The sequence below is a fragment of the Actinomyces viscosus genome (assembly GCF_900637975.1).
Classification (GTDB): Bacteria; Actinomycetota; Actinomycetes; order Actinomycetales; family Actinomycetaceae; genus Actinomyces; species Actinomyces viscosus.
On the sequence record NZ_LR134477.1, the window covers coordinates 2,616,862 to 2,635,903 of the forward strand.

The window sequence follows — 19,042 nt, forward strand, 5'->3', positions numbered from 1 at the left end:
CGCCGTCAAAGACCTCCACCCCGACACCCCCGGCCCAACGACGACGAACATGACCGCAGCACTGCACACCCGAGCGAGGCTATGGGCGAATCAGCGCCCTCCACCCCTTTTTCCCTACGTCACCGCATCTGCTCCCCGACGCCCGGCCATCAAGGCATCACAATGGATACAGATACAGCATCCGCATCTCAGTCAGGTAGTTGACTGAGATAATAGTTCCATGAGCCCTACGGTGCGGGTGGGCGAAACCGCCACCCTTGTCAGCAGCCTCGTCGACCAGCTCTCACAGCAGTTGACGGACGACGCTGCGCCCGAGCGCTTCGTCGTCGGGCTCGTCGGGGCACCCGGATCGGGGAAATCGACGATTGCTGCGGATCTGGAGGACCAGCTCAAGGAGGCCGGCATCTTCGCCGGGCTCGTCGCCATGGACGGCTTCCACCTGTCTGACGCCGTCCTCGACGAGCTGGGTCGCCATGACCGCAAGGGCGCACCGGACACCTTCGACGTCGAGGGCTACCTGGCGACTCTGGATCGGGTGCGGGCCGACGGCGCCCATCAGGTCCTCGTCCCGGTGTACCGACGCGATCTGCACGAGCCGGTGGCGGCTGGGGGCATCGTCTCCGGGACCGGCGTCGTCATCACCGAGGGGAACTACCTGGCCTTGGAGACGCGCGGCTGGGGTGCGGTGCGTGAGCGGATCGACCTGCTCATCCATATCGACGTGCCCGAGGAGGTGCTCGTGGTGCGGCTCATCAACCGGCACGAGGACTTCGGCAAGAGCGCGCTCGACGCCGGTCACTGGGTGCGCACGGTGGACCTGCCCAACGCCCGGCTCATCGCCACGAGCGTCCACCGCTGCGACGAGGTGTGGCGCGAGCCCGAGGAGGAGCCCGACTCCGACGACGACGCTGACGACGAACTCGAGTAGCGTCTCGGTAGGTCCGCACCGGCGTCGGCAGCCCGGGGCTCACAGATGCACGTCACGTTTGACAGGTTGCTCCGGGGCCTCAGGCGCGTCCGTACGGTGGACTGAGACGACGATCTTTCACTCCTCGGACTATTGTCGCCGGGCATATCCCCGCTGATGCTCCACCGATGATCCGAGGCATCCCATGACAGCCCCTACCGACGCCGACACCGCACCGCGCTCCGAAAAGCCGACCGCAGTTGCTGCCTCCGGCGTCGAGGCATCCGCCGACGCAGCCTCCGAGAAGAGACGGGATCGCAGCGCCCGTATCGCGGTGACGGTCTTCCCGCTCATCATGTTCGGCGCCTTTCTCGCCGCCTTCTTCTCGCCCTCCACCTTCGTGCCACTGGCCGGTTACATGACGCCGTTGCTGGCCATCACGATGCTGGGGATGGGAATGACCCTATCCATCCCGGACTTCACGATGATCGCCCGTCACCCGAAGCCAGTCATTCTGGGCGTGCTCAGCCAGTATGCGGTCATGCCGCTGGTGGGTTGGAGCGTGGCGAACCTGCTGCCGCTGTCCCCCGAGCTCAAGGTGGGCATCATCCTCATCGGCTGCGTGCCCGGCGGGACGACGTCGAACGTGGTCAGCTATCTGGCCAAGGGCAACACGGCGCTATCGGTGTCGATGACCGCATTCTCCACGATGCTCGCACCCATCATCACCCCGCTGCTGACCCTGTGGCTGGCCGGAACCTACATGCAGGTACCGGCCGGGTCGATGGCGCTGTCGATCGTGCAGATCGTGTTGCTGCCGGTGGGGGCGGGCCTGGCCTGCAATGTCTTCTTCCACAAGCAGGTGGCCCGGATCCAGCCGGCGATGCCGTGGGTCTCGGTCGTGGCCATCGCTGCGGTGGTGGCAGCGGTGGCCTCCAAGAGTCAGCCACTCATAGCCACCGCCGGGCCGCTCATGTTCGCCGCGATCGCTCTGGAGAACGCGACCGGTTACGCCCTGGGCTACGCCGTGGCGCGAGCCTTCGGGGTCTCGCGGGCCGACCGGCGCACGATCGGCATCGAGGTGGGCCTGCAGAACGCGGGGCTCGGTTCGACTCTCGCCCTGCAATACCTGAGCGCAGCCGTGGCCGCCCCCTGTGCGGTGGCGACCTTCTGGCACACGATCACCGGCTCCCTGCTGGCCATGTACTGGCGCCTGCGCGGGTTCCCGGCCGGGGAGGACCCGCACGCCACCGTGCGCGAACTGCGCCGTCGCATCGAGGAGTCGTCGCCTACAGAACTTTGACGATGCCAAGTGAAGCAACATCTCAGCACACCCTAGGCAGGGGGCTCATGCGAGCGGCCGATCAACACCAGCCCCACTGAAGCACTGGCACTTCTCCATCCGATGACCTATCCTTGAACTGCTCAGGGCAGTAGCCCTGTGAAGTAGACCCGGCAGCCTTCCGGACGGTGGGCGAGCCGGGTTTTGCGCATCATCTAGCCAACGGCACAATCTTGAGATCTATGTCAGAGAGCCTGGCTCGCCACGCTCCTCCCTTATTCCAGCACCAGCTGATGGCATCCGGCAGCCACAGGAGAGCCTCTTGATGATCGTGGAAGTGGTCGTATGTACCGCTCCAGCCAGGGCCAAGGGCACTGCGTAGGACTCTCCGGTCAGACTGACAAACCGAATCATTCTGGTCGAGAACCAGTTGTTGACACTTCCCGTCCCGCAGAGTCTCAGCCAACGCTTGCAGGCATATTGAACGAGCTTTCCGATGTTTCTCCGCCACTTTGTAAAGTTCGGCCTTGATCGGCATCTTAGCTATGTCTGCTATAGTGTGATTAAAACAAGATTCGTGTTGCTGGTTTTGTTGTTGGGTTGGTGATCGGGTATTCGTGGGGCGTCCGATGTGGGGGTGTCGCTTTCTCGTGGGGTGCTTGGCTGCTGGTGCTGGCTTCTTTTGTTGTCGTCTCTTGTGTTGTCGGCGTTTCGTGTGAGCTCTCGGGTCGAGGGCGGAATATCATGCTGGGATGGACAGGGTCGTGGTTAGTGATGATGAGTGGACTGTTTTGCAGGGCTATAAGCACCAGGCGCCTTACAGGTTGATGCGTTTGAAGTCCGAGGCGGTCGTGCTGCTGTCCAAGGGTGTGGATACCGCGGTCGTGGCCCAGGTCGTCGAGCGCACGCCCGAGACGGTGCGCAGCTGGGCTCGGGAGTGGAACCGGTACCGCCTGGCCTCAATCCACACCGGTCACGCCGGCAACCTCAACGCCTCCAGGCTCACCGCCACCCAGCGCCAGGAGGTGGCCGGGGTACTGTCCCGGCCCCCGTCGGAGCAGGGCCTGCCCATCGGGTTCTGGGACGTGCCCCATCTGGCGGCCTGGGTCTACGACCACTTCGAGGTGGAGTACGCCTCTGCCGCCTCCTACCGGTTCCTGCTGCACATGGCGGGCCTGTCCTTCCACCGCCCCCAGACCGTTGACCAGCGCCGCCCGCCCCAGGCGGACGTTGACCAGCGCATGAGCCAGATCCGTTCCGAGATCGTCCGCAAGTGGTCCGATCCCGAGGTGATGGTGGTGTGCGCCGACGAGGTGCGTATCGAGCACGAGGCGATCGTGCGCAGGGCGTGGATCCGCCGGGGGGACGCCGCCCGCCTGGAGGTCGACCGCCGCCGCCAGGCCCAGTCCTACATCGGCTTCCTGCACGAGACCGACGGCACCGTCGACTTGATGACCCTCGACTGGCAGGACACCGGCACCATCACCCAGGCCCTGATCGACCTGACCGTGAAGCACCCCGACAAGAAGAAGATCGTCATCGTGTGGGACAACGCCTCCTGGCACCGTTCAGCAAAGCTCACAAACAGCCTCAAGACCATCAAGAACCTCGAGAGGATCCACCTGATCAACCTACCCGCCTACAGCCCCGACGAGAACCCCATCGAGCACGTCTGGAAAGAAGCAAAGGACAGTATCAGCAACCACCAAAGAGCCACATTCCCCCAAACCCGACAAGCATTCGAGACCTTCATCCAGGCAAACAAGTTCCCCTACCGACTCACAAAATAATCTCGTTTAAACTCCACTATATCACAGCCTTACGTACTTCCGGCCGCTCTTTGGTGAAGTGGATGGAGCGCTGTCCCGAACGCAGATGCTTACGAAGCACAGTCCTGATCTTGTGAACATCCTGCGGTCGTACATAGACAGCCGTTATTGAGTATCCACTGACCTCAGATTCGTCAACAAACACCCGGTAAGGCTGACTCTCATCCCAACCGCTCACTCCAGAGACCCTCGACTCACAACCACGTCCCCTCACAGCATGCAGGAGACGCAGCCCTCGACCTCGGTGCCGGTCAGGGCGGCCTGACGCAGGCGGATGTAGTAGAGGGTCTTGATGCCCTTGCGCCAGGCGTAGATCTGGGCGCGGTTGACGTCGCGGGTGGTGGCCGTGTCCGGGAAGAACAGCGTGAGGCTCAGGCCCTGGTCCACGTGCTGGGTGGCCGCGGCATAGGTGTCGATGATCTTCTCAGGGCCGATCTCGTAGGCGTCCTGGTAGTACTCGAGGTTGTCGTTCGTCATGAAGGGCGCCGGGTAGTAGACGCGGCCGATCTTGCCCTCCTTGCGGATCTCCACCTTGGCCACGATCGGGTGGATCGAGGAGGTGGAGTTGTTGATGTAGGAGATCGAGCCGGTGGGCGGCACGGCCTGCAGGTTGCGGTTGTACAGGCCCCCCTCCTTGACCTTGGCGGCCAGAGCAGCCCAGTCCTCACGCGTGGGCACGTGCACGCTGGAGGCGGCGAAGATCTCCTTGACGCGCTCGGTGACCGGCACGAAGTCCTGGGTCACGTACTTCTCGAAGAACTCGCCGCTGGCGTAGGTCGAGTCCTCGAAGCCCACGAAGCTCTCCCCGCGCTCCACGGCCATCTCGTTCGACGCCGTCAGGGCGGCGAACAGGACGCTGGCGAAGTAGACGTTGGTGAAGTCCAGGCCCTCCTCGGAGCCGTAGTGGATGCGCTCGCGCGCCAGGAAGCCGTGGAGGTTCATCTGCCCCAGGCCGATGGCGTGCGACTCGTGGTTGCCCCGGTCGATGGAGGGCACACTGGGCAGGTGGGTCTGGTCGCTGACGGCGGTCAGACCGCGCACAGCGGTGCGGATCGTGCGAGCGAAGTCCGGGGAGTCCATCGTCTTGGCGATGTTGAGGCTGCCCAGGTTGCAGGAGATGTCCTTGCCCACGTGGGCGAAGGTGAGGTCCTCGTTGAGCTCGCTGGGCTCGGAGACCTGGAGGATCTCGGAGCACAGGTTGGACATGACGACCTTGCCCTTAATGGGGTTGGCCCTGTTGACCGTGTCCTCGAACATGACGTACGGGTAGCCGGACTCGAACTGGATCTCGGCCAGGGTTTGGAAGAAGGTGCGGGCGTTGATCTTCTTCTTCTTGATGCGCCCGTCGTCCACCATCTCGCGGTACTTCTCGGTGACGTTGACATCCGCGAACGGCAGGCCGTAGACGCGCTCGACGTCATAGGGGCTGAAGAGGTACATGTCCTCGTTGTTGCGGGCCAGCTCGAAGGTGATGTCCGGGATGACGACACCCAGTGAGAGGGTCTTGATGCGGATCTTCTCATCGGCGTTCTCGCGCTTGGTGTCCAAGAACCGCATGATGTCGGGGTGGTGGGCGTGCAGGTACACGGCCCCCGCGCCCTGACGGGCCCCCAGCTGGTTGGCGTAGGAGAAGGAGTCCTCCAACAGCTTCATGACGGGGATGACGCCGCTGGACTGGTTCTCGATGCGCTTGATGGGAGCGCCCATCTCACGCAGGTTGCTCAGCAGCAGGGCCACTCCCCCGCCACGCTTGGACAGCTGGAGGGCGGAGTTGATGCCGCGGGCGATCGACTCCATGTTGTCCTCGATGCGCACCAGGAAGCAGGAGACGGGCTCGCCGCGCTGGGCCTTGCCCTCGTTGAGGAAGGTGGGGGTGGCCGGCTGGAAGCGGCCGGACATCATCTCGTCGATGAGGTCAAGGGCCAGCTGCTCATCGCCGTCGGCCAGGGTGAGGGCCACCATGGTGACGCGGTCCTCGAAGCGCTCCAGGTAGCGCTTCCCGTCGAAGGTCTTGAGCGTGTAGGACGTGTAGTACTTGAAGGCGCCCAGGAAGGTCTCAAAGCGGAACTTGTGGGCGTAGGCGGCCTTGAAGGCGTCCTTGACGAACTCCGGGGAGTACTTGTCCAGGATGTGGCCCTCGTAGTAGCCCTCCTCGACCAGGTACTCGAGCTTCTCCTCCAGGTCGTGGAAGAAGACGGTGTTCTGGTTGACGTGCTGCAGGAAGTACTGCCGGGCCGCCTCATGGTCGGCGTCGAACTGGATCTTGCCGTTCGCGTCGTAGAGATTCAGCTTCGCGTTGAGCGCGTGGTAGTCCAGATCCGGGGAGGACACGGTCTCTGAGCCGATGTCCGTCAGCGTGTCTGCCAAAAGTCTTCCAATCCTTCTTTGACGCGTGCGACGTCCGTGGGGGTGCCGAGCAGCTCGTAGCGGTAGAGGAACGGCACCCCCAGCTTGCTGGAGATGATGTCACCCGCCAGGCAGTAGGCCTGGCCGAAGTTGGTGTTGCCCGAGGCGATGACGCCCCGGCACAGGGCCCGGTTGTCCGGGTTGTTGAGGAAAGCGATGACCTGCTTGGGCACCGCCCCCTTGACGGACCCACCGCCGTAGGTGGGCACGACCAGGACGTATTCCTCGTCCACGGTCAGCGGCGGGTCCGTGCGCCGCAGGGGGATGCGCGCCGTCGGGAAGCCGAGCTTGCCCACGAACCGGTGCGTGTTCTCCGAGGTGGAGGAGAAGTAGACCAGCAGGGGCCTGCTGCTCACGGCGCGCCCCGCAGTCTCAGACCGCGACGGACTCGACGGCCAGGGCGAGGGTCTTGATCTTGTCTGGACGGAAGCCGGACCAGTGGTCCTCTCCGGCGACGACGACGGGAGCCTGGGCGTAGCCCAGCGACTTGACCTGCTCAAGAGCCTGAGCGTCCAGGGAAATGTCCACCGTCTCGTAGGACAGACCGGCCTTGTCCATGGCGCGGTAGGTGGCCGTGCACTGGACGCAGTTGGGCTTGCTGTAGATGGTGATCGCCATGGCCGTCTCTTCCTCAGGGTCCGGTGGCGGTGACTGCGGCCCGTCCCTGGGCAGGGACTGCGCCGACGGCACCACACGCTTGTCATTCACGGGAGGCCAGAACGGCCCCGCGGAGCAAGACACTACCCCTTGGGGTAGGCCGGGTCCACCACCCCAAGATACTGTGCCTAACGTGGTCCTGTGCACACCACCCCTCCTCTCTGTGGAAAACGCTCGCCAAGCCGTGGACGGCAGGTGGAGACGGCCGGCGACCACCCTGAGGGCGACAGCCGAGCCCGGCTCCACGATCCGCAGAACGATGGTCTTACACGGGTGTGACATCTATTCGGCACCCTTAGCCACAGGGAGGACCGGCCGTCGTCGGCGCTCTGCCCCCAGGTCTGGGGACGGAGATGAAAAATTCGTCTTCGAACACACACGCCCTCGGCGTGTCGCGACTCTCAGCAAACAGTCAGGAAGTGGCCAGACCTCGATGATGGTTGAAGGCGATTGTTCCGGTACCCACCCATGGCCCACGTCGCAGTGCAGGGTGATCGAGACCCGCCGAAGCGCCGAGGATGCACCGGGGTCGCACCGCGAATGCACTGAGAGTACTGAGAGTACGCAGTCTCACACCCGATAAGAGACCTCCGCTCTAGCATTATTTGCATAGGTCGATTTATTGTGCCTATATCGTAATATTCCGGTTCCCGGCCCATCTCCTCCCGCCAAGGACTCAGCATGCAGCAGCTGATGCAAGAACTTCCCCTGACGCTGGCCTATATCGGCGCCGACCTGGTGGCCATCAGCCTCCTGGTCGGGGCGCTCTACATCCCGCGCCACGGGCGTCGCGACCTCGTGGCCGCCTACATCGGCGTCAACGTGGGCGTCCTGGCCGTCACTCTGCTGCTGTCAACGAGCAACAACGTCGGCGCCGGCCTGGGACTGGGGCTCTTCGGCGTCCTGTCCATCATCCGCCTGCGCTCCTCCTCCCTGGCCCAGGGCGAGGTGGCCTACTTCTTCGCGGCCCTGGCCCTCGGCCTGCTCGGCGGCATCAAGAGCCACCTCATCATCGTCGCCATCCTCATGGTTCTCATCCTCGGCTCCCTGTGGGTCGGTGACCACCCCGGCCTCATGCGCTACAACCGCAACCAGACCGTCACCCTCGACCGGGCCATCAGCGACGAGAACGAGCTCATCCTCGAGCTCGAGGACCTGCTCGGAGCCCAGGTGCGCAGCGTCGACCTCAAGAACCTGGACCTGGTCAACGACACCACCATCGTCGAGGTGCACTACAGGCTGCATCGTCGGCCCCGCACAGCGCAGCCGGCCGCCCAGCCGGACGCCGTCGGAGCGACACCGGCCCCGCAGCCTTATCAGGAGGGCGTGCCGCAGGGTCCCCACCTGGTCCAGGAGGTTCCGCCTCAGACGCCCGCCCCGGTCCAGCCCGCCGGGCAGCAGGCCTGGCCCACGGCCCCCTCGCACGACAGCGCCGCCTCGGCGGCCACCGCCCCACCCCGGTACGACTGGATCACCGGCAACCGCCAGCAGCAGGTCTCTCAACAAGCAGCCCAGCAGCACACCCAGTCGACCGCCCCGCCACCGCCCGTGGTGCACCCCCGCTACAACTGAAGACCCGACCAGGCAGCCACACCCGACCACACCAACCGCACCGCGACCACACCGCCACCACTGCGCGGCTACCGCGCAACCACCACCCCGCCGCCACCTCGCCACGACCAATCCGCAGCACCGACAGCCCGCCCCACCCCGAGACTCCCGATCCCGGAAAGGACCGCACCGTGCTGAACACCGAAGGCATCGACACGATCACCCTCGCCGAGCTCAACTCAGAGGCAAGCCTCCTGACCCGTATGGACCGCAAGTACCTGGTGCCTCCCGGCACTACCCAGGACGTCATCGACTACCTGGCCCCGCGAGCGCAGGTCCTACAGATCGACGACCTGCGCCACTTCCGCTACGCCTCGACCTACTTCGACACCCCCGGCCTGGACGCCTACTTCCTGGCCGCCCGCAAGCGCCGTCGGCGCTACAAGATCCGCACCCGCACCTACCTGGACTCCGGCCTGTGCTTCCTGGAGGTCAAGACCAACGGCTCACGCGAGTCCACCGTCAAGGACCGCTTCAAGTACGACCCCGACGACGCCGACCGCATCACGCCCGACGGACGCCTGTTCGTCATCGAGCGCCTGGTCGAGTCCTCCACCTGCTCCCCGGACGAGGCGAGCGCCATCGCCGAGGCCCTCGTCCCGGTCATGGACTCCACCTACAGCCGCACCACCCTGCACCTGCCCCACGACGAGGCCCGCGCCACCTTCGACACCAAACTAACCTGGGACCTGTTCGACCCCGACGGACGCCGCCTGGAGCAAGGCGTCTCGGTGGGCCACCTCAACGTCGTCGAGACGAAGAACCCGTCCACGGCCTCCCCCACGGACCGGCTCCTGTGGAACCGGGGTCACCGCCCGGCCCGCATCTCCAAGTACGCCACCGGGATGGCACTGCTGTACGCGAACCTGCCCACCAACCGGTGGCACCGCACCATCCATCGGGACCTGGGCCGCTACAAGCGCCAGGCCCCACTGCGCCAGGCAGCGGCCTGACCGGCACCACGCTGTCGCTCGGCCACCGCCCCACCCCATCGCCAGCGCCTCCGGGAGTAACGGGTACCGCCCGCCCCGGAGGCGCTACTCGCTGCTTCACATCGGCGTCGGAACAAGTCATGCCTCCCTCATGCCCCTTTCACAGCCCGCTCATGGAATGCGCCCGTTGACTGTTATCCACCGACGGAGCCACGCCGCTGCGACGCGCCCTGAGCACATGCTCAACCTGAGGCGCCCGCTTCGACAGGCCCGGCACCGGTCCGAATGATCCCGACAGGAGCCTCCCGATGAGCCTGACCACCCTGACCTACATCGCCGCCGACCTGATCGCCCTCGCCGTCCTGGTCGGGGCCCTCTACGCCCCACGCCACGCCCGCAAGGACCTCATGGCCGCCTACATCGGCGTCAACGTGGGCGTCCTGGCCGTCACCCTGCTGCTGTCGACCGCGAGCGTCGCGGCCGGCCTGGGCCTGGGGCTCTTCGGTGTCCTGTCCATCATCCGCCTGCGCTCGACCGAGCTGGCGCAGCACGAGGTGGCCTACTTCTTCGCGGCCCTGGCCCTGGGCCTGCTCGGCGGGATCCAGACCGCGCCGATCGGGATGGTGGCCGCCCTCATGGGCACCGTCGTCGCGGCCCTGTGGATCGGCGACCACCCCGCGCTCATGCGCCGCAACCGCCACCAGGTGATCGTGCTCGACCACGCCATCACCAACGAGACCGCCCTCATCGCCCACCTGGAGCACACCCTGGGCGGGCAGGTCCGCTCGGTGGAGGTCCAGCGCCTCGACCTGGTCAACGACACCACCATCGTCGACGTCCGCTTCCGGGTGCCTCGCCAGACCCCCGCCGAGCTGGAGCCCGAGCTCCCCACGGTGTCCGACGACGTCGCCCCCGCCCTGGAGCCGGCCGGCGCACCCGCGCAGTCCTGGGCCGGTGCCCGCCTGAGCACCGTGCAGGCCGGAGCCCGCACGGCTCACACCGCCACCCAGCCCGTCACCATCAGGCCGGCCGCCCAGTACGTCACCCGCTCCGCGGCGCAGCCCACCGCGGCATCCGCAGCGCCGTCCGCCGATCAGCCGGCCACCCAGGCTGTCATGGCCGCGCGCTGACACCCGCCCACGGTGACCGACAGGACCGAAAGGACCGCGATGATGACCACCACGACCCCCACGATGACTTCCACCGCGACCCCGGGTGCCAGGGCGGCAGCGCCTCGAACGCACCGGACGGCCCGGACGGCCCCGGCCGCCCTGAGCACGGAGCACCTGGCCACGACCACCCTCACCGAGCTCAACAGCGCCGCCGGTCTGCTCACCCGCGTGGACCGCAAGTACCTGGTGCCCCTGGCCTGCGCCCAGGATCTCGTGGACGGGCTCGCGCCTCACGCCCAGGTCCTGTCCATCGATGAGCGGCGCCGCTTCTCCTACGCGTCGACCTACTTCGACACCCCGGAGCTGGAGGCCTTCATGCTCACGGCCCGCAAGCGGCGTCGGCGGTTCAAGGTCCGCACCCGCACCTACCTGGACTCCGGCCTGTGCTTCCTGGAGGTCAAGACCCGCGGCGCCCGCGGCACCACCGTCAAGCGGCGCATGGGCTACCAGGCCGACGACGCCTCCCGCCTCACCGGCCCCGGCCGCGCCTTCGTGGCGGCGTGCCTGGCGAGCACGGGGGTCACCGGCTCGGCCGCCGCCCACGAGGTCGCCGCCGCGCTGAGACCGGTGATGGCCACCACCTACCAGCGCACCACCCTGCACCTGCCGCGCGCCGAGGCCCGAGCCACCATCGACACGGCCCTGACCTGGCGGCGCCTGGGGCCGGTATCGACCGGGACCGCGGCCGTCGACAACGGCGAGCCGGTGGCGGTGGCGGATATCGCCGTCGTCGAGACGAAGAACCCGGCCACGCCGTCACCGGCGGACCGCGCCCTGTGGGACGCCGGGTACCGGCCCACCCGCATCTCGAAGTACGCCACCGGAATGGCACTGCTCCACCCCGAGCTGCCCGCCAACAGGTGGTACCGAACCCTGACCCACGAGCTCGCCGACCTGTTCGGCACCGACCGCTCCAGCCTGGAGAGCATCACCGGCAGCCGCCCCCGCGGACGCTGCCTCGCCGCGACGGCCAGCAGCGCCGCCTGAGCACCGCGCCCGGCCACGATCCAACCACCGATCCGACCACCGATCCGACACCGGACCCGAGAAGAAGAGAAACAGAAACGATGAAGACCACCAAGACGATGACGACCAAGCCCCTCAACCGACTTCGCCGCCGCGCGACCGGAGCCGTCGCAGTCCTGGCCGCGCTCGCCCTGGCGGCCGGCTGCTCCACCTCCTCGGCCTCCGGCAACGCGAGCGCCTCCAGCTCGAGCGAGTCGGAGACCACCTGGACGACGATCTCCTCGTCCGTGGCCACGGCGTCGACGGGTGCGAGCGTCTCCGACATCCTGGGTGCCAACGCCTCGGTGGAGGACGCCTCCAGCTCCGAGGACGACGCCGGGACCACCGACACGTCGTCGGCCACCACGATCACCCTGTCGGGGTCGTCGGCCTCGGTCGGCGGGTCGTCGTCGAGCAACGTGAAGGTCGACGGGGGCACCGTGACCATCAACAGCGGCGGCACCTACGTCATCAGCGGCGAGCTCACCGACGGGCGGATCGTCGTCAACGCCCCCGACGCCGACGTGCGCCTGGTCCTCAACGGCGCGAGCATCACGAGCTCGGACGGCCCCGCCATCGACATCCAGGACGCCGGCAACGCAATCGTGGTCCTGGCCAAGGACTCCAAGAACACGCTGACCGACGGCGCCACCTACGCCTCGGGCCAGGAGGCGACCGCGGCCCTGTTCTCCTCCGACACGCTCACCGTCACCGGGGCCGGCTCGCTGGACGTGACCGGCTCCTACAAGGACGGCATCTCCTCCAAGAACGGCCTCATCATCGCCGGGAGCACCACGATCAACGTCAAGGCCGCCGACGACGGCCTGCGCGGCAAGGACTACCTGGTGGTCGAGTCCGGGACGCTGACGGTCGAGGCCGGCGGCGACGGCCTGAAGTCCAGTGAGGGCAACGACGAGACGAAGGGCTTCGTGTCCCTGGGCAAGGCGAGCATCACGCTGACCTCCTCCGACGACGCGATCTCCGCGATCACCGACGTCACCGTCAAGGACACCACGCTGACGATCACCGCCGGGGGCGGTCAGGCCAACGCCACCATTGAGGAGGAGGCGCCTCCCGGGCAGGAGTCGACCGCTGACTCCACCACGCCCTCACCCAAGGGCATCAACGCCGGGGTGAGCTACACGCAGGACTCCGGGACCGTCACCATCAACGCGGCCGACGAGGGGCTTCAGGCGCCGTTCATCAACGTGGGCGGCGGCGAGCTGTCCATCGCGGCGGGCGACGACGGCATCAACGCCTCCAACGGCGACCACGTCATCGAGGGCCACGAGAACGCGGACACCGAGTCCGACGACGGCTCGGTGCTCACGATCAGCGGCGGCGAGGTGGAGGTCTCCTACGCCTCCTCCGACGGCATCGACTCCAACGGCTCGGCCTACGTCAAGGGCGGGATCGTGGTGGTCTCCGGCGAGGCCGGCAACATGGACGGATCGGTGGACGCCAACGGGGAGACCCAGCTCGTGGGGCTGACGGGCTCGCCGTCGGTGACCGCGGGTGACACGCTCACCGTCACCGACTCCTCCGGGTCTCAGGTGGCCTCCGTCAAGGTCGACTTCACGGCTGCGGCGATCACCGTGCTGGGGCTGACCGAGGGCCAGGAGTACACGGTGGCGACGTCGTCGGGCGGTTCGGCCACGGGAACGGCCTCGGCGCTGTCGGCCGGCATGGGCGGCCCCATGGGCGGTGGCGGCCAGGGCGGTCAGCCTCCCAGCGGTGGCCAGGGTGGCCAGCCCGGTGGCGGCCAGCCCGGTGACGGCCAGCAGTCCGGCAACCAGAGCAACCAGAACAGTCAGTCCAGCAGCCAGTCCAGCACCGCCCAGAGCAGCTGAGCCGGGCAGGACCTGAACGGGGTGGGGGCCGCAGCATCACGCTGCGGCCCCCACCCCGTTCAACAACAGTTGCTGACACCAACCGCCATCACTGCTGCTGCCCGGGCGGAGGAGGAACCGGCCCCGGGTACTGCTGCTGGATCGGCTCAGTGACCGCCTGCTGCCCAGGCTGAATCTGGGCCTGCTGGACTCCGGGCTGTGCCTGCGGCTGAGCCTGGGGCTGCTGAAGAGCCGGCTGCTGCATCTGGGCCTGCTGGAACTGGGCCTGCTGCATCTGAGCGAGCTGCATCTGTTGCATGGCCAAGGACTGCATCCGAAGATCCTGAGCCTCACCGTGGCGCATGGCCTCCCGGTCGGCGAAGACACGGTTCTGCAGCTCAGTCCTGAAGGCGTTGAGCTTGGAGTTGTCGATCATCGACACCGTAATACCGAAAGACCCGCCGGCGTGATTCGTCACCACCAGGGCCGAGGACAACGCCGTCACCCCGAAGAGAATGGCCAGGATGATGCAGAAAATCCCGCCTAAGGGACGGTCGCTGAGGATGGCCAGCCCGAAAATAGCGAAGACCAGAGCGAGAAAGGCACGGCCGACACTGAATCGCGAACTTGTCGACACCGCAGAGATCGAGTTGATCGGAATAGTGTTCTCATCCGTGCCGACGGGGATGATCCCAAGAAGGGTGTTGGGAACCTTGTACACGAACCGAGAGCTCGAGCACATCAGCTGCCCCTTGAGATAGGGCGCCAGCAGAGATACCAGGAACTGCTGCCCGTATACCGAGGTCTCGCCGGGCGCAAGCATGAAGTCAGTAACGTTCTCGGTGCCCACACTGGATGAGGCGGTAGGCGGATAAGGAGTAGTCATGATGTGTGTCGCATCCATAGGGAACAATTCAGCGGATACCTACGTCGCCGTAAGCACTCTGTTATCTTCCTCGCGTCAGCCCTGAGCGTCAAGCCTTTTGATAGACGGACATCGCCCATTATTCCGGCGGACCGACCTTGACCGACACATAGTCCTTATTGTAAAATTGCTTCTTATTTGCGAATATGCAGGCTCCGCTCCGCCCCCGAGTCCTGCGACCTCGGCGACCGTCAGTCAGTAGAACGCACCAGCCACCAGGCGGCGTAAGGCGGAACCGGTACGCGGCCGTCACCGGCCCCCTCCAGCGAGGTAGACCCGAAGGGGACCGTGTCAGTCAGGACGTCGGTGGCCCCCATGACGCCGAGCCGGGCGAGCTGGTCGGCGGCGACCGAGCGCCACTGCGGCGTCACGTTGTACACGCCCACGAAGCTGCCGCGCGGGTGGTCCCGGTAGGTCACCAGCACCCCGGAGTCGTCGACGTCCTGGACCTGGGTGCGCACGACGGCGTCGAGCTGGGGCAGACCCGCCCGCACCCGAGCCATGTGGGCCAGGTCGGTGAAGACGCGCCCCTCGACGGTGGAGCGGTCGTGCCGGTTGGCCAGCCGCGCCTCGTCGAGCCGGGGCCGCCCGGCCCAGCGCGAGTCGGCCTCGTGGCCGGGCTCGGTGTCCCAGTTGGGGTCGTTGGGCTGGGCCAGCTCGTCCCCGCTCCACAGGACGGGGATTCCGCCCCAGCCGTAGAGGATGGCGTGGGCCATGCGCAGCGCGTGGATCCGCTCCTCGCGCCAGGTCCACAGGGACTCCACCTCGTGCTCGGGAGTCGTGTCAGTGACGCCCTCCCAGGCCTCGGAGGCGGCCTCGATCCCGATGAGTGAGGCCGCGGTCCCGGCGATGCGCCGGTCCCCGGTGGCCGGGTTGTGCTGGAAGACCAGGCCCGCGGCGTCAGAGGTGGGGTACTCACCGCTGTACCAGTCGGCGAGGAAAGCCCGGTGGTCGTAGCCATTGAGGCCGACGGCCGCCGCGTCGTCGTCGTCGATGGCCCAGCCGATGTCGTCATGGCAACGCAGGTAGGTGATCCAGGTGGCCGTGGACGGCTCGACCGGCAGGCTCTGGAGCGCCTCAACGGCCAGCGTCGTGTCGCGCGCGGCGAGCATGGACCAGACCTGGACCATGAGCGAGTTGTGGTAGGCCAGGTCGGAGACCTTGCCGGTGTACTTGCCCTGGCCCAGGTACTGGAGGAGCTCGGTGGGAGCGACGATCGCCTCGGCCTTGAGGTCGACGGCGGGGCAGGCGATGCGGGTCAGGGCGCGCAGGACCTCGGTGATGGCGTGGACCTCGGGCTGGCCCTGGCAGTCGGTGCCCAGGCGCTTGATGGTGAAGGCGATGGCGTCCAGGCGCAGCACCTCGACGCCGCGGTTGGCCAGGTCCAGGACGATGCCGGCGAACTCGGCCATGACGCGGGGGTTGCGCCAGTTGAGGTCCCACTGGAAGGAGTTGAAGGTGGTCCACACCCAGCCGTTGACGTCGTCGTCCCAGGTGAAGTTGCCGGGGGCGAAGTCGGGGAAGACCTCCGGCAGGGTGCGCTCGTAGGCGTCGGGCTCGGTGCGGTCGGGGAAGATGAGGAAGTAGTCGCGGTAGCGCTGCTCGCCGGCGCGCGCCCGGGCCGCCCACTCGTGCTCGGCGGCCACGTGGTTGAGGACGAGGTCGACCACCAGGGAGATGCCCTCGGCGCGCAGCTCGCCGGCCAGGTGCTCGAGGTCGTCCATGGTGCCCAGGTCCGGGCGCACGGTTCGGTAGTCGGCCACGGCGTAGCCGCCGTCGGAGTCGCCGGGGCGCGGGGTGAGCAGGGGCATGAGGTGGAGGTAGGTGACACCCAACTCGCGCAGGTAGTCGATGCGGTCCTCCACACCGCGCAGGGTGCCGGCGAAGCGCTCGGTGTAGGCGGCGTAGCCGATGCGGCCGGGGTGCTGGGCCCAGGCGGGGTCGAGGGTGCGGGCCAGGTCGAGGCGGCGCAGCTCGTGCTCGCGCTCCGCGTAGGCCCGGGCGGCCAGGGCCAGCAGGTTGAGCGCCGTGTCCTCGGCGGCGTCCCCGTAGAGGGTGGTGAGCCCGTCGAGGAGGTCGGGGTACCAGGCCTCCACGCGCGTGAGGAAGACGTCGCGTTCGGCGGCCTCAAGCGGGTCCAGGACGTGGAAGACGATGTCGTCGAGGGAGGGCGGGAGGGGAGTGGTGGCGCTCATGGACCCATGGTCCCCGATTCGACGCCACCGCGGTACTGATTTCCTCACCGTCCCGCCGGCGGGACGGCCGCGGACGAGGGACCGGGTCAGGCCGCTGCCGGCTGAGCCCGTCCCGACCGCCGGCGGGGACCCCTCGATCACCGGCGGGGACATTCCGCACGGCCGGGTGCGGGCGCTCTCCCGGAGGGGACATGTCACGCGTACGGGGACGGAATTTCTGTCCCCGGCCGGGTGGAACGCCCCCGCCCGGGAGCCGGGCACCGGGACGTCAGGACTCGACGGCGTCGTAGTGCTCGCGGTGGGCCAGGATCTGGGCGGAGTTGTCCTGGATCCAGGTGCGCAGCGCACCGATCGGCGCCTGGAGGCTGCGGCCCAGGTCGGTCAGCTCGTAGTCGACGCGCGGCGGCACCCCCGGCAGCTGGGTGCGCGTGACCAGTCCGTCGCGCTCCATGGAGCGCAGCGTCTGGGTGAGGACCTTGGGGGTGACTCCGCCGACCCGCGAGCGCAGCTCGCCGAAGCGGCTCGGCCCGTCGGCCAGGACCGTCACCACGAGCGGGGTCCAACGGTCGACGACGTGGCGCAGCACCGTGCGCGACGGGCAGGCCGGCGACAGGATGTCGAAGTCGAAGACAGCCTTCTCGGCACCGCGTCCCACACCGCGGCTCTCCGCGCCGTCAGCCCGCACCGGCCCTTTCGGTTCATGTGCAGCCGGAGCGCTACCGCCGCCATGGCGCTCCTCCTGCTGGCGCCCAACCGACCCGACAACTCGTGACACAGCACACTCCTGTAGTTACTTTGAGGTACTTGGTACCTTAAGCATACCATCGAGCCATCGCGAGCTCGTCGGTGTCCCGCCGCACTCGCTCAGACACAACCAGCACCACTCAGGAGGAGCTCATGAAGATCGCCGTCATCGGGGGAACCGGAATGGTCGGCTCGGCCGTCGTCGCCGAGGCCGCCCGCCGTGGGCACGAGGTCGTCTCGGCCTCCCGCTCGGGCCGTCACGCCGAGGGCGCCGCGCAGGACGTCAGCCTCACCCTGTCCGACACCCAGGCCGTCGTCGACCTCGTCAACGCCTCCGACGTCACGATCATCGCCGTCTCCGCCGGTCGCGGCGAGTCCGCCCAGCCGGCCATCGACGCGCACCGCGCCCTCATCGATGCCGCCCCCACCGGCCGGCTCGTCGTCGTCGGCGGCGCCGGCTCCCTGCTCACCCCCGACGGCGCCCGCCTGGTGGACACCCCCGGCTTCCCCGAGGAGTACAAGCCCGAGGCCCTGGCCTTCGCCGAGGTCCTCGACCTCTATCGCGGGGCCGACGGCGCACTGAGCTGGACCTTCCTCTCCCCTGCCCCGACCTTCACCGACAAGCCCCGCACCGGCAGCTACGTCGAGGGCGCCGACGAGCCCGCCGGCGGCGAGATCTCCGTGGCCGACTTCGCCGTCGCCCTGGTCGACGAGGCCGAGAAGGACGCCCACCGCGGCCGGCGCTGGACCATCGCGAACGCCTGAGACCGCGGGGACGCGCCTCTCCACAGGAGCGCCGGGCCCGATCGAACCACGTCGGTCCGACCGAGCCCGGTCGCTCGTCGCTTCAGACGACGACGCCGGCACGAGTTTGTGCCGGCGTCGCACCCATTCTCAGTGGCGGCTGAACTTCTCGCGCAGCGCCTCGATACGGCGCTCCCGGTTCTCCTTGCGCTCCTGACGCTTCTCCTCACGCATCGCCCGACGCGCCGCCTCAGCGGCCTCCTCGGCGGCAGCGTTCTGCGCCTCGAGCTCAGCGAGGACCTCATCGAGGGGACGACGCACGATCGAGCCCCCGAGCTCGGCCACGGCCGCGTCCAGGGGAGCGGTGCTGCTGTCCTCATCGGTCTGGGCGATGATGGCGTTGGATCCCGGCGCCAGCATGTTGGCGAAAGTGCTCACGGCAAGATCCCCGACATCCGCCCGGGAGACGTCAACCGCGGCGCCGGTGGCCGAGCCGACCCCCAGCCCCAGCAGCATCCCGATCGGACCTCCCAGGGCTCCGACAAGAACACCGATGAGCGAGCCGGTTCCCAGGCCCAGACCGGCACGACCGTCCTCCCCCTCGGGGATCGTCACCCGACCATCGGCATCGCGCTCGACCAGGACGGCACCGACGATTCCCAGGCGCTCGGAAGCGGCGCTGATCTTGCTGAAGGCCTCGTAGGTCGTGGACTTCTCCGGATAGACGATGGCGGCGATGTACTCAGTCATGTGATGAGTCCCCCTTCATAGGTGATGCGATCTGTCGAAACCACATTCGGGCTG

16 protein-coding genes are annotated in these 19,042 nt (G+C 67.4%); 9 read left to right on the forward strand and 7 right to left on the reverse strand.

The annotated features are described in order from the left end of the window. The first annotated feature begins 220 nt into the window (after nt 1–220). From EL340_RS11180 to EL340_RS11195, 3 genes are all read left to right on the forward strand, one after another. On the forward strand, nt 221–928 hold the full coding sequence (locus EL340_RS11180) for a nucleoside/nucleotide kinase family protein (RefSeq protein ID WP_126414620.1): 708 nt from the start codon (nt 221–223) through the stop codon (nt 926–928). A 184-nt stretch (nt 929–1,112) separates the two neighbouring features. Then, the gene (locus EL340_RS11185) at nt 1,113–2,210 is read left to right on the forward strand and encodes a bile acid:sodium symporter family protein (protein ID WP_126414621.1); all 1,098 of its coding nucleotides are present in this window, start codon (nt 1,113–1,115) and stop codon (nt 2,208–2,210) included. An 806-nt stretch (nt 2,211–3,016) separates the two neighbouring features. After that, nucleotides 3,017–3,979, forward strand: a complete 963-nt coding sequence (locus tag EL340_RS11195; RefSeq protein WP_232022928.1) for an IS630 family transposase — start codon at nt 3,017–3,019, stop codon at nt 3,977–3,979. 249 nt (nt 3,980–4,228) lie between these two features. Here EL340_RS11195 and nrdE read toward each other — a convergent pair whose 3' ends face one another. Genes nrdE through nrdH form a run of 3 tightly spaced genes read right to left on the reverse strand, consistent with a single transcriptional unit; the run spans nt 4,229 to nt 7,042 of the window. Then, on the reverse strand, nt 4,229–6,385 hold the full coding sequence (gene nrdE / locus EL340_RS11200; protein WP_126414622.1) for a class 1b ribonucleoside-diphosphate reductase subunit alpha: 2,157 nt from the start codon (nt 6,383–6,385) through the stop codon (nt 4,229–4,231). After that, the gene (gene nrdI / locus EL340_RS11205) at nt 6,370–6,780 is read right to left on the reverse strand and encodes a class Ib ribonucleoside-diphosphate reductase assembly flavoprotein NrdI (RefSeq protein ID WP_126414623.1); all 411 of its coding nucleotides are present in this window, start codon (nt 6,778–6,780) and stop codon (nt 6,370–6,372) included. The genes nrdE and nrdI overlap by 16 nt, the downstream gene beginning before the upstream one ends. A 16-nt stretch (nt 6,781–6,796) precedes the next feature. Beyond that, nucleotides 6,797–7,042, reverse strand: a complete 246-nt coding sequence (gene nrdH / locus EL340_RS11210) for a glutaredoxin-like protein NrdH (RefSeq protein WP_003788409.1) — start codon at nt 7,040–7,042, stop codon at nt 6,797–6,799. Between the two features lie 720 nt (nt 7,043–7,762). Here nrdH and EL340_RS11215 point away from each other — a divergent pair. The 5 genes from EL340_RS11215 (at nt 7,763) to EL340_RS11235 (ending at nt 13,651) form a co-directional block, all read left to right on the forward strand. After that, the gene (locus EL340_RS11215) at nt 7,763–8,653 is read left to right on the forward strand and encodes a DUF4956 domain-containing protein (protein ID WP_126414624.1); all 891 of its coding nucleotides are present in this window, start codon (nt 7,763–7,765) and stop codon (nt 8,651–8,653) included. A 170-nt stretch (nt 8,654–8,823) separates the two neighbouring features. Next, complete coding sequence (locus tag EL340_RS11220) at nt 8,824–9,645, forward strand: polyphosphate polymerase domain-containing protein (protein WP_126414625.1); 822 nt, start codon at nt 8,824–8,826, stop codon at nt 9,643–9,645. A 287-nt stretch (nt 9,646–9,932) separates the two neighbouring features. Beyond that, a complete protein-coding gene (locus tag EL340_RS11225) occupies nt 9,933–10,754 on the forward strand; it encodes a DUF4956 domain-containing protein (protein ID WP_126414626.1) in 822 nt (273 codons plus the stop codon). Nucleotides 10,755–10,796: 42 nt separating this feature from the next. Further along, a complete protein-coding gene (locus EL340_RS11230; RefSeq protein WP_126414627.1) occupies nt 10,797–11,783 on the forward strand; it encodes a polyphosphate polymerase domain-containing protein in 987 nt (328 codons plus the stop codon). An 80-nt stretch (nt 11,784–11,863) separates the two neighbouring features. Further along, complete coding sequence (locus EL340_RS11235; RefSeq protein ID WP_126414628.1) at nt 11,864–13,651, forward strand: carbohydrate-binding domain-containing protein; 1,788 nt, start codon at nt 11,864–11,866, stop codon at nt 13,649–13,651. Between the two features lie 88 nt (nt 13,652–13,739). Here EL340_RS11235 and EL340_RS11240 read toward each other — a convergent pair whose 3' ends face one another. From EL340_RS11240 to EL340_RS11250, 3 genes are all read right to left on the reverse strand, one after another. Then, complete coding sequence (locus EL340_RS11240; protein ID WP_197722302.1) at nt 13,740–14,480, reverse strand: hypothetical protein; 741 nt, start codon at nt 14,478–14,480, stop codon at nt 13,740–13,742. Nucleotides 14,481–14,746: 266 nt separating this feature from the next. Continuing rightward, nucleotides 14,747–16,750 (reverse strand): alpha-amylase family protein, encoded by a 2,004-nt coding sequence (locus EL340_RS11245; protein WP_126414629.1) that lies wholly within the window; start codon nt 16,748–16,750, stop codon nt 14,747–14,749. Between the two features lie 268 nt (nt 16,751–17,018). Further along, nucleotides 17,019–17,405, reverse strand: coding sequence for a winged helix-turn-helix transcriptional regulator (locus tag EL340_RS11250; protein WP_126414630.1), 387 nt, complete (start codon nt 17,403–17,405; stop codon nt 17,019–17,021). 242 nt (nt 17,406–17,647) lie between these two features. Here EL340_RS11250 and EL340_RS11255 point away from each other — a divergent pair, with 242 nt between their 5' ends. Then, nucleotides 17,648–18,259 carry an NAD(P)-dependent oxidoreductase gene (locus EL340_RS11255; protein ID WP_126414631.1) on the forward strand — a complete coding sequence of 204 codons (612 nt, stop codon included), beginning with the start codon at nt 17,648–17,650 and terminating at the stop codon, nt 18,257–18,259. A 129-nt stretch (nt 18,260–18,388) separates the two neighbouring features. Here the strand turns inward: EL340_RS11255 and EL340_RS11260 are convergent, their stop codons facing one another. Further along, nucleotides 18,389–18,988, reverse strand: a complete 600-nt coding sequence (locus EL340_RS11260) for a DUF1269 domain-containing protein (RefSeq protein WP_126414632.1) — start codon at nt 18,986–18,988, stop codon at nt 18,389–18,391. Nucleotides 18,989–19,042: the final 54 nt, after the last annotated feature.

Bases quoted from the DNA above. Each gene is read 5' to 3' on its own strand.
- EL340_RS11180 (WP_126414620.1), top strand. From the start codon at position 221: ATGAGCCCTACGGTGCGGGTGGGCGAAACCGCCACCCTTGTCAGCAGC.
- EL340_RS11185 (WP_126414621.1), top strand. From the start codon at position 1,113: ATGACAGCCCCTACCGACGCCGACACCGCACCGCGCTCCGAAAAGCCG.
- EL340_RS11195 (WP_232022928.1), top strand. From the start codon at position 3,017: ATGCGTTTGAAGTCCGAGGCGGTCGTGCTGCTGTCCAAGGGTGTGGAT.
- nrdH (WP_003788409.1), bottom strand. From the start codon at position 7,042: ATGGCGATCACCATCTACAGCAAGCCCAACTGCGTCCAGTGCACGGCC.
- EL340_RS11215 (WP_126414624.1), top strand. From the start codon at position 7,763: ATGCAGCAGCTGATGCAAGAACTTCCCCTGACGCTGGCCTATATCGGC.
- EL340_RS11225 (WP_126414626.1), top strand. From the start codon at position 9,933: ATGAGCCTGACCACCCTGACCTACATCGCCGCCGACCTGATCGCCCTC.
- EL340_RS11230 (WP_126414627.1), top strand. From the start codon at position 10,797: ATGACCACCACGACCCCCACGATGACTTCCACCGCGACCCCGGGTGCC.
- EL340_RS11235 (WP_126414628.1), top strand. From the start codon at position 11,864: ATGAAGACCACCAAGACGATGACGACCAAGCCCCTCAACCGACTTCGC.
- EL340_RS11245 (WP_126414629.1), bottom strand. From the start codon at position 16,750: ATGAGCGCCACCACTCCCCTCCCGCCCTCCCTCGACGACATCGTCTTC.
- EL340_RS11255 (WP_126414631.1), top strand. From the start codon at position 17,648: ATGAAGATCGCCGTCATCGGGGGAACCGGAATGGTCGGCTCGGCCGTC.
- EL340_RS11260 (WP_126414632.1), bottom strand. From the start codon at position 18,988: ATGACTGAGTACATCGCCGCCATCGTCTATCCGGAGAAGTCCACGACC.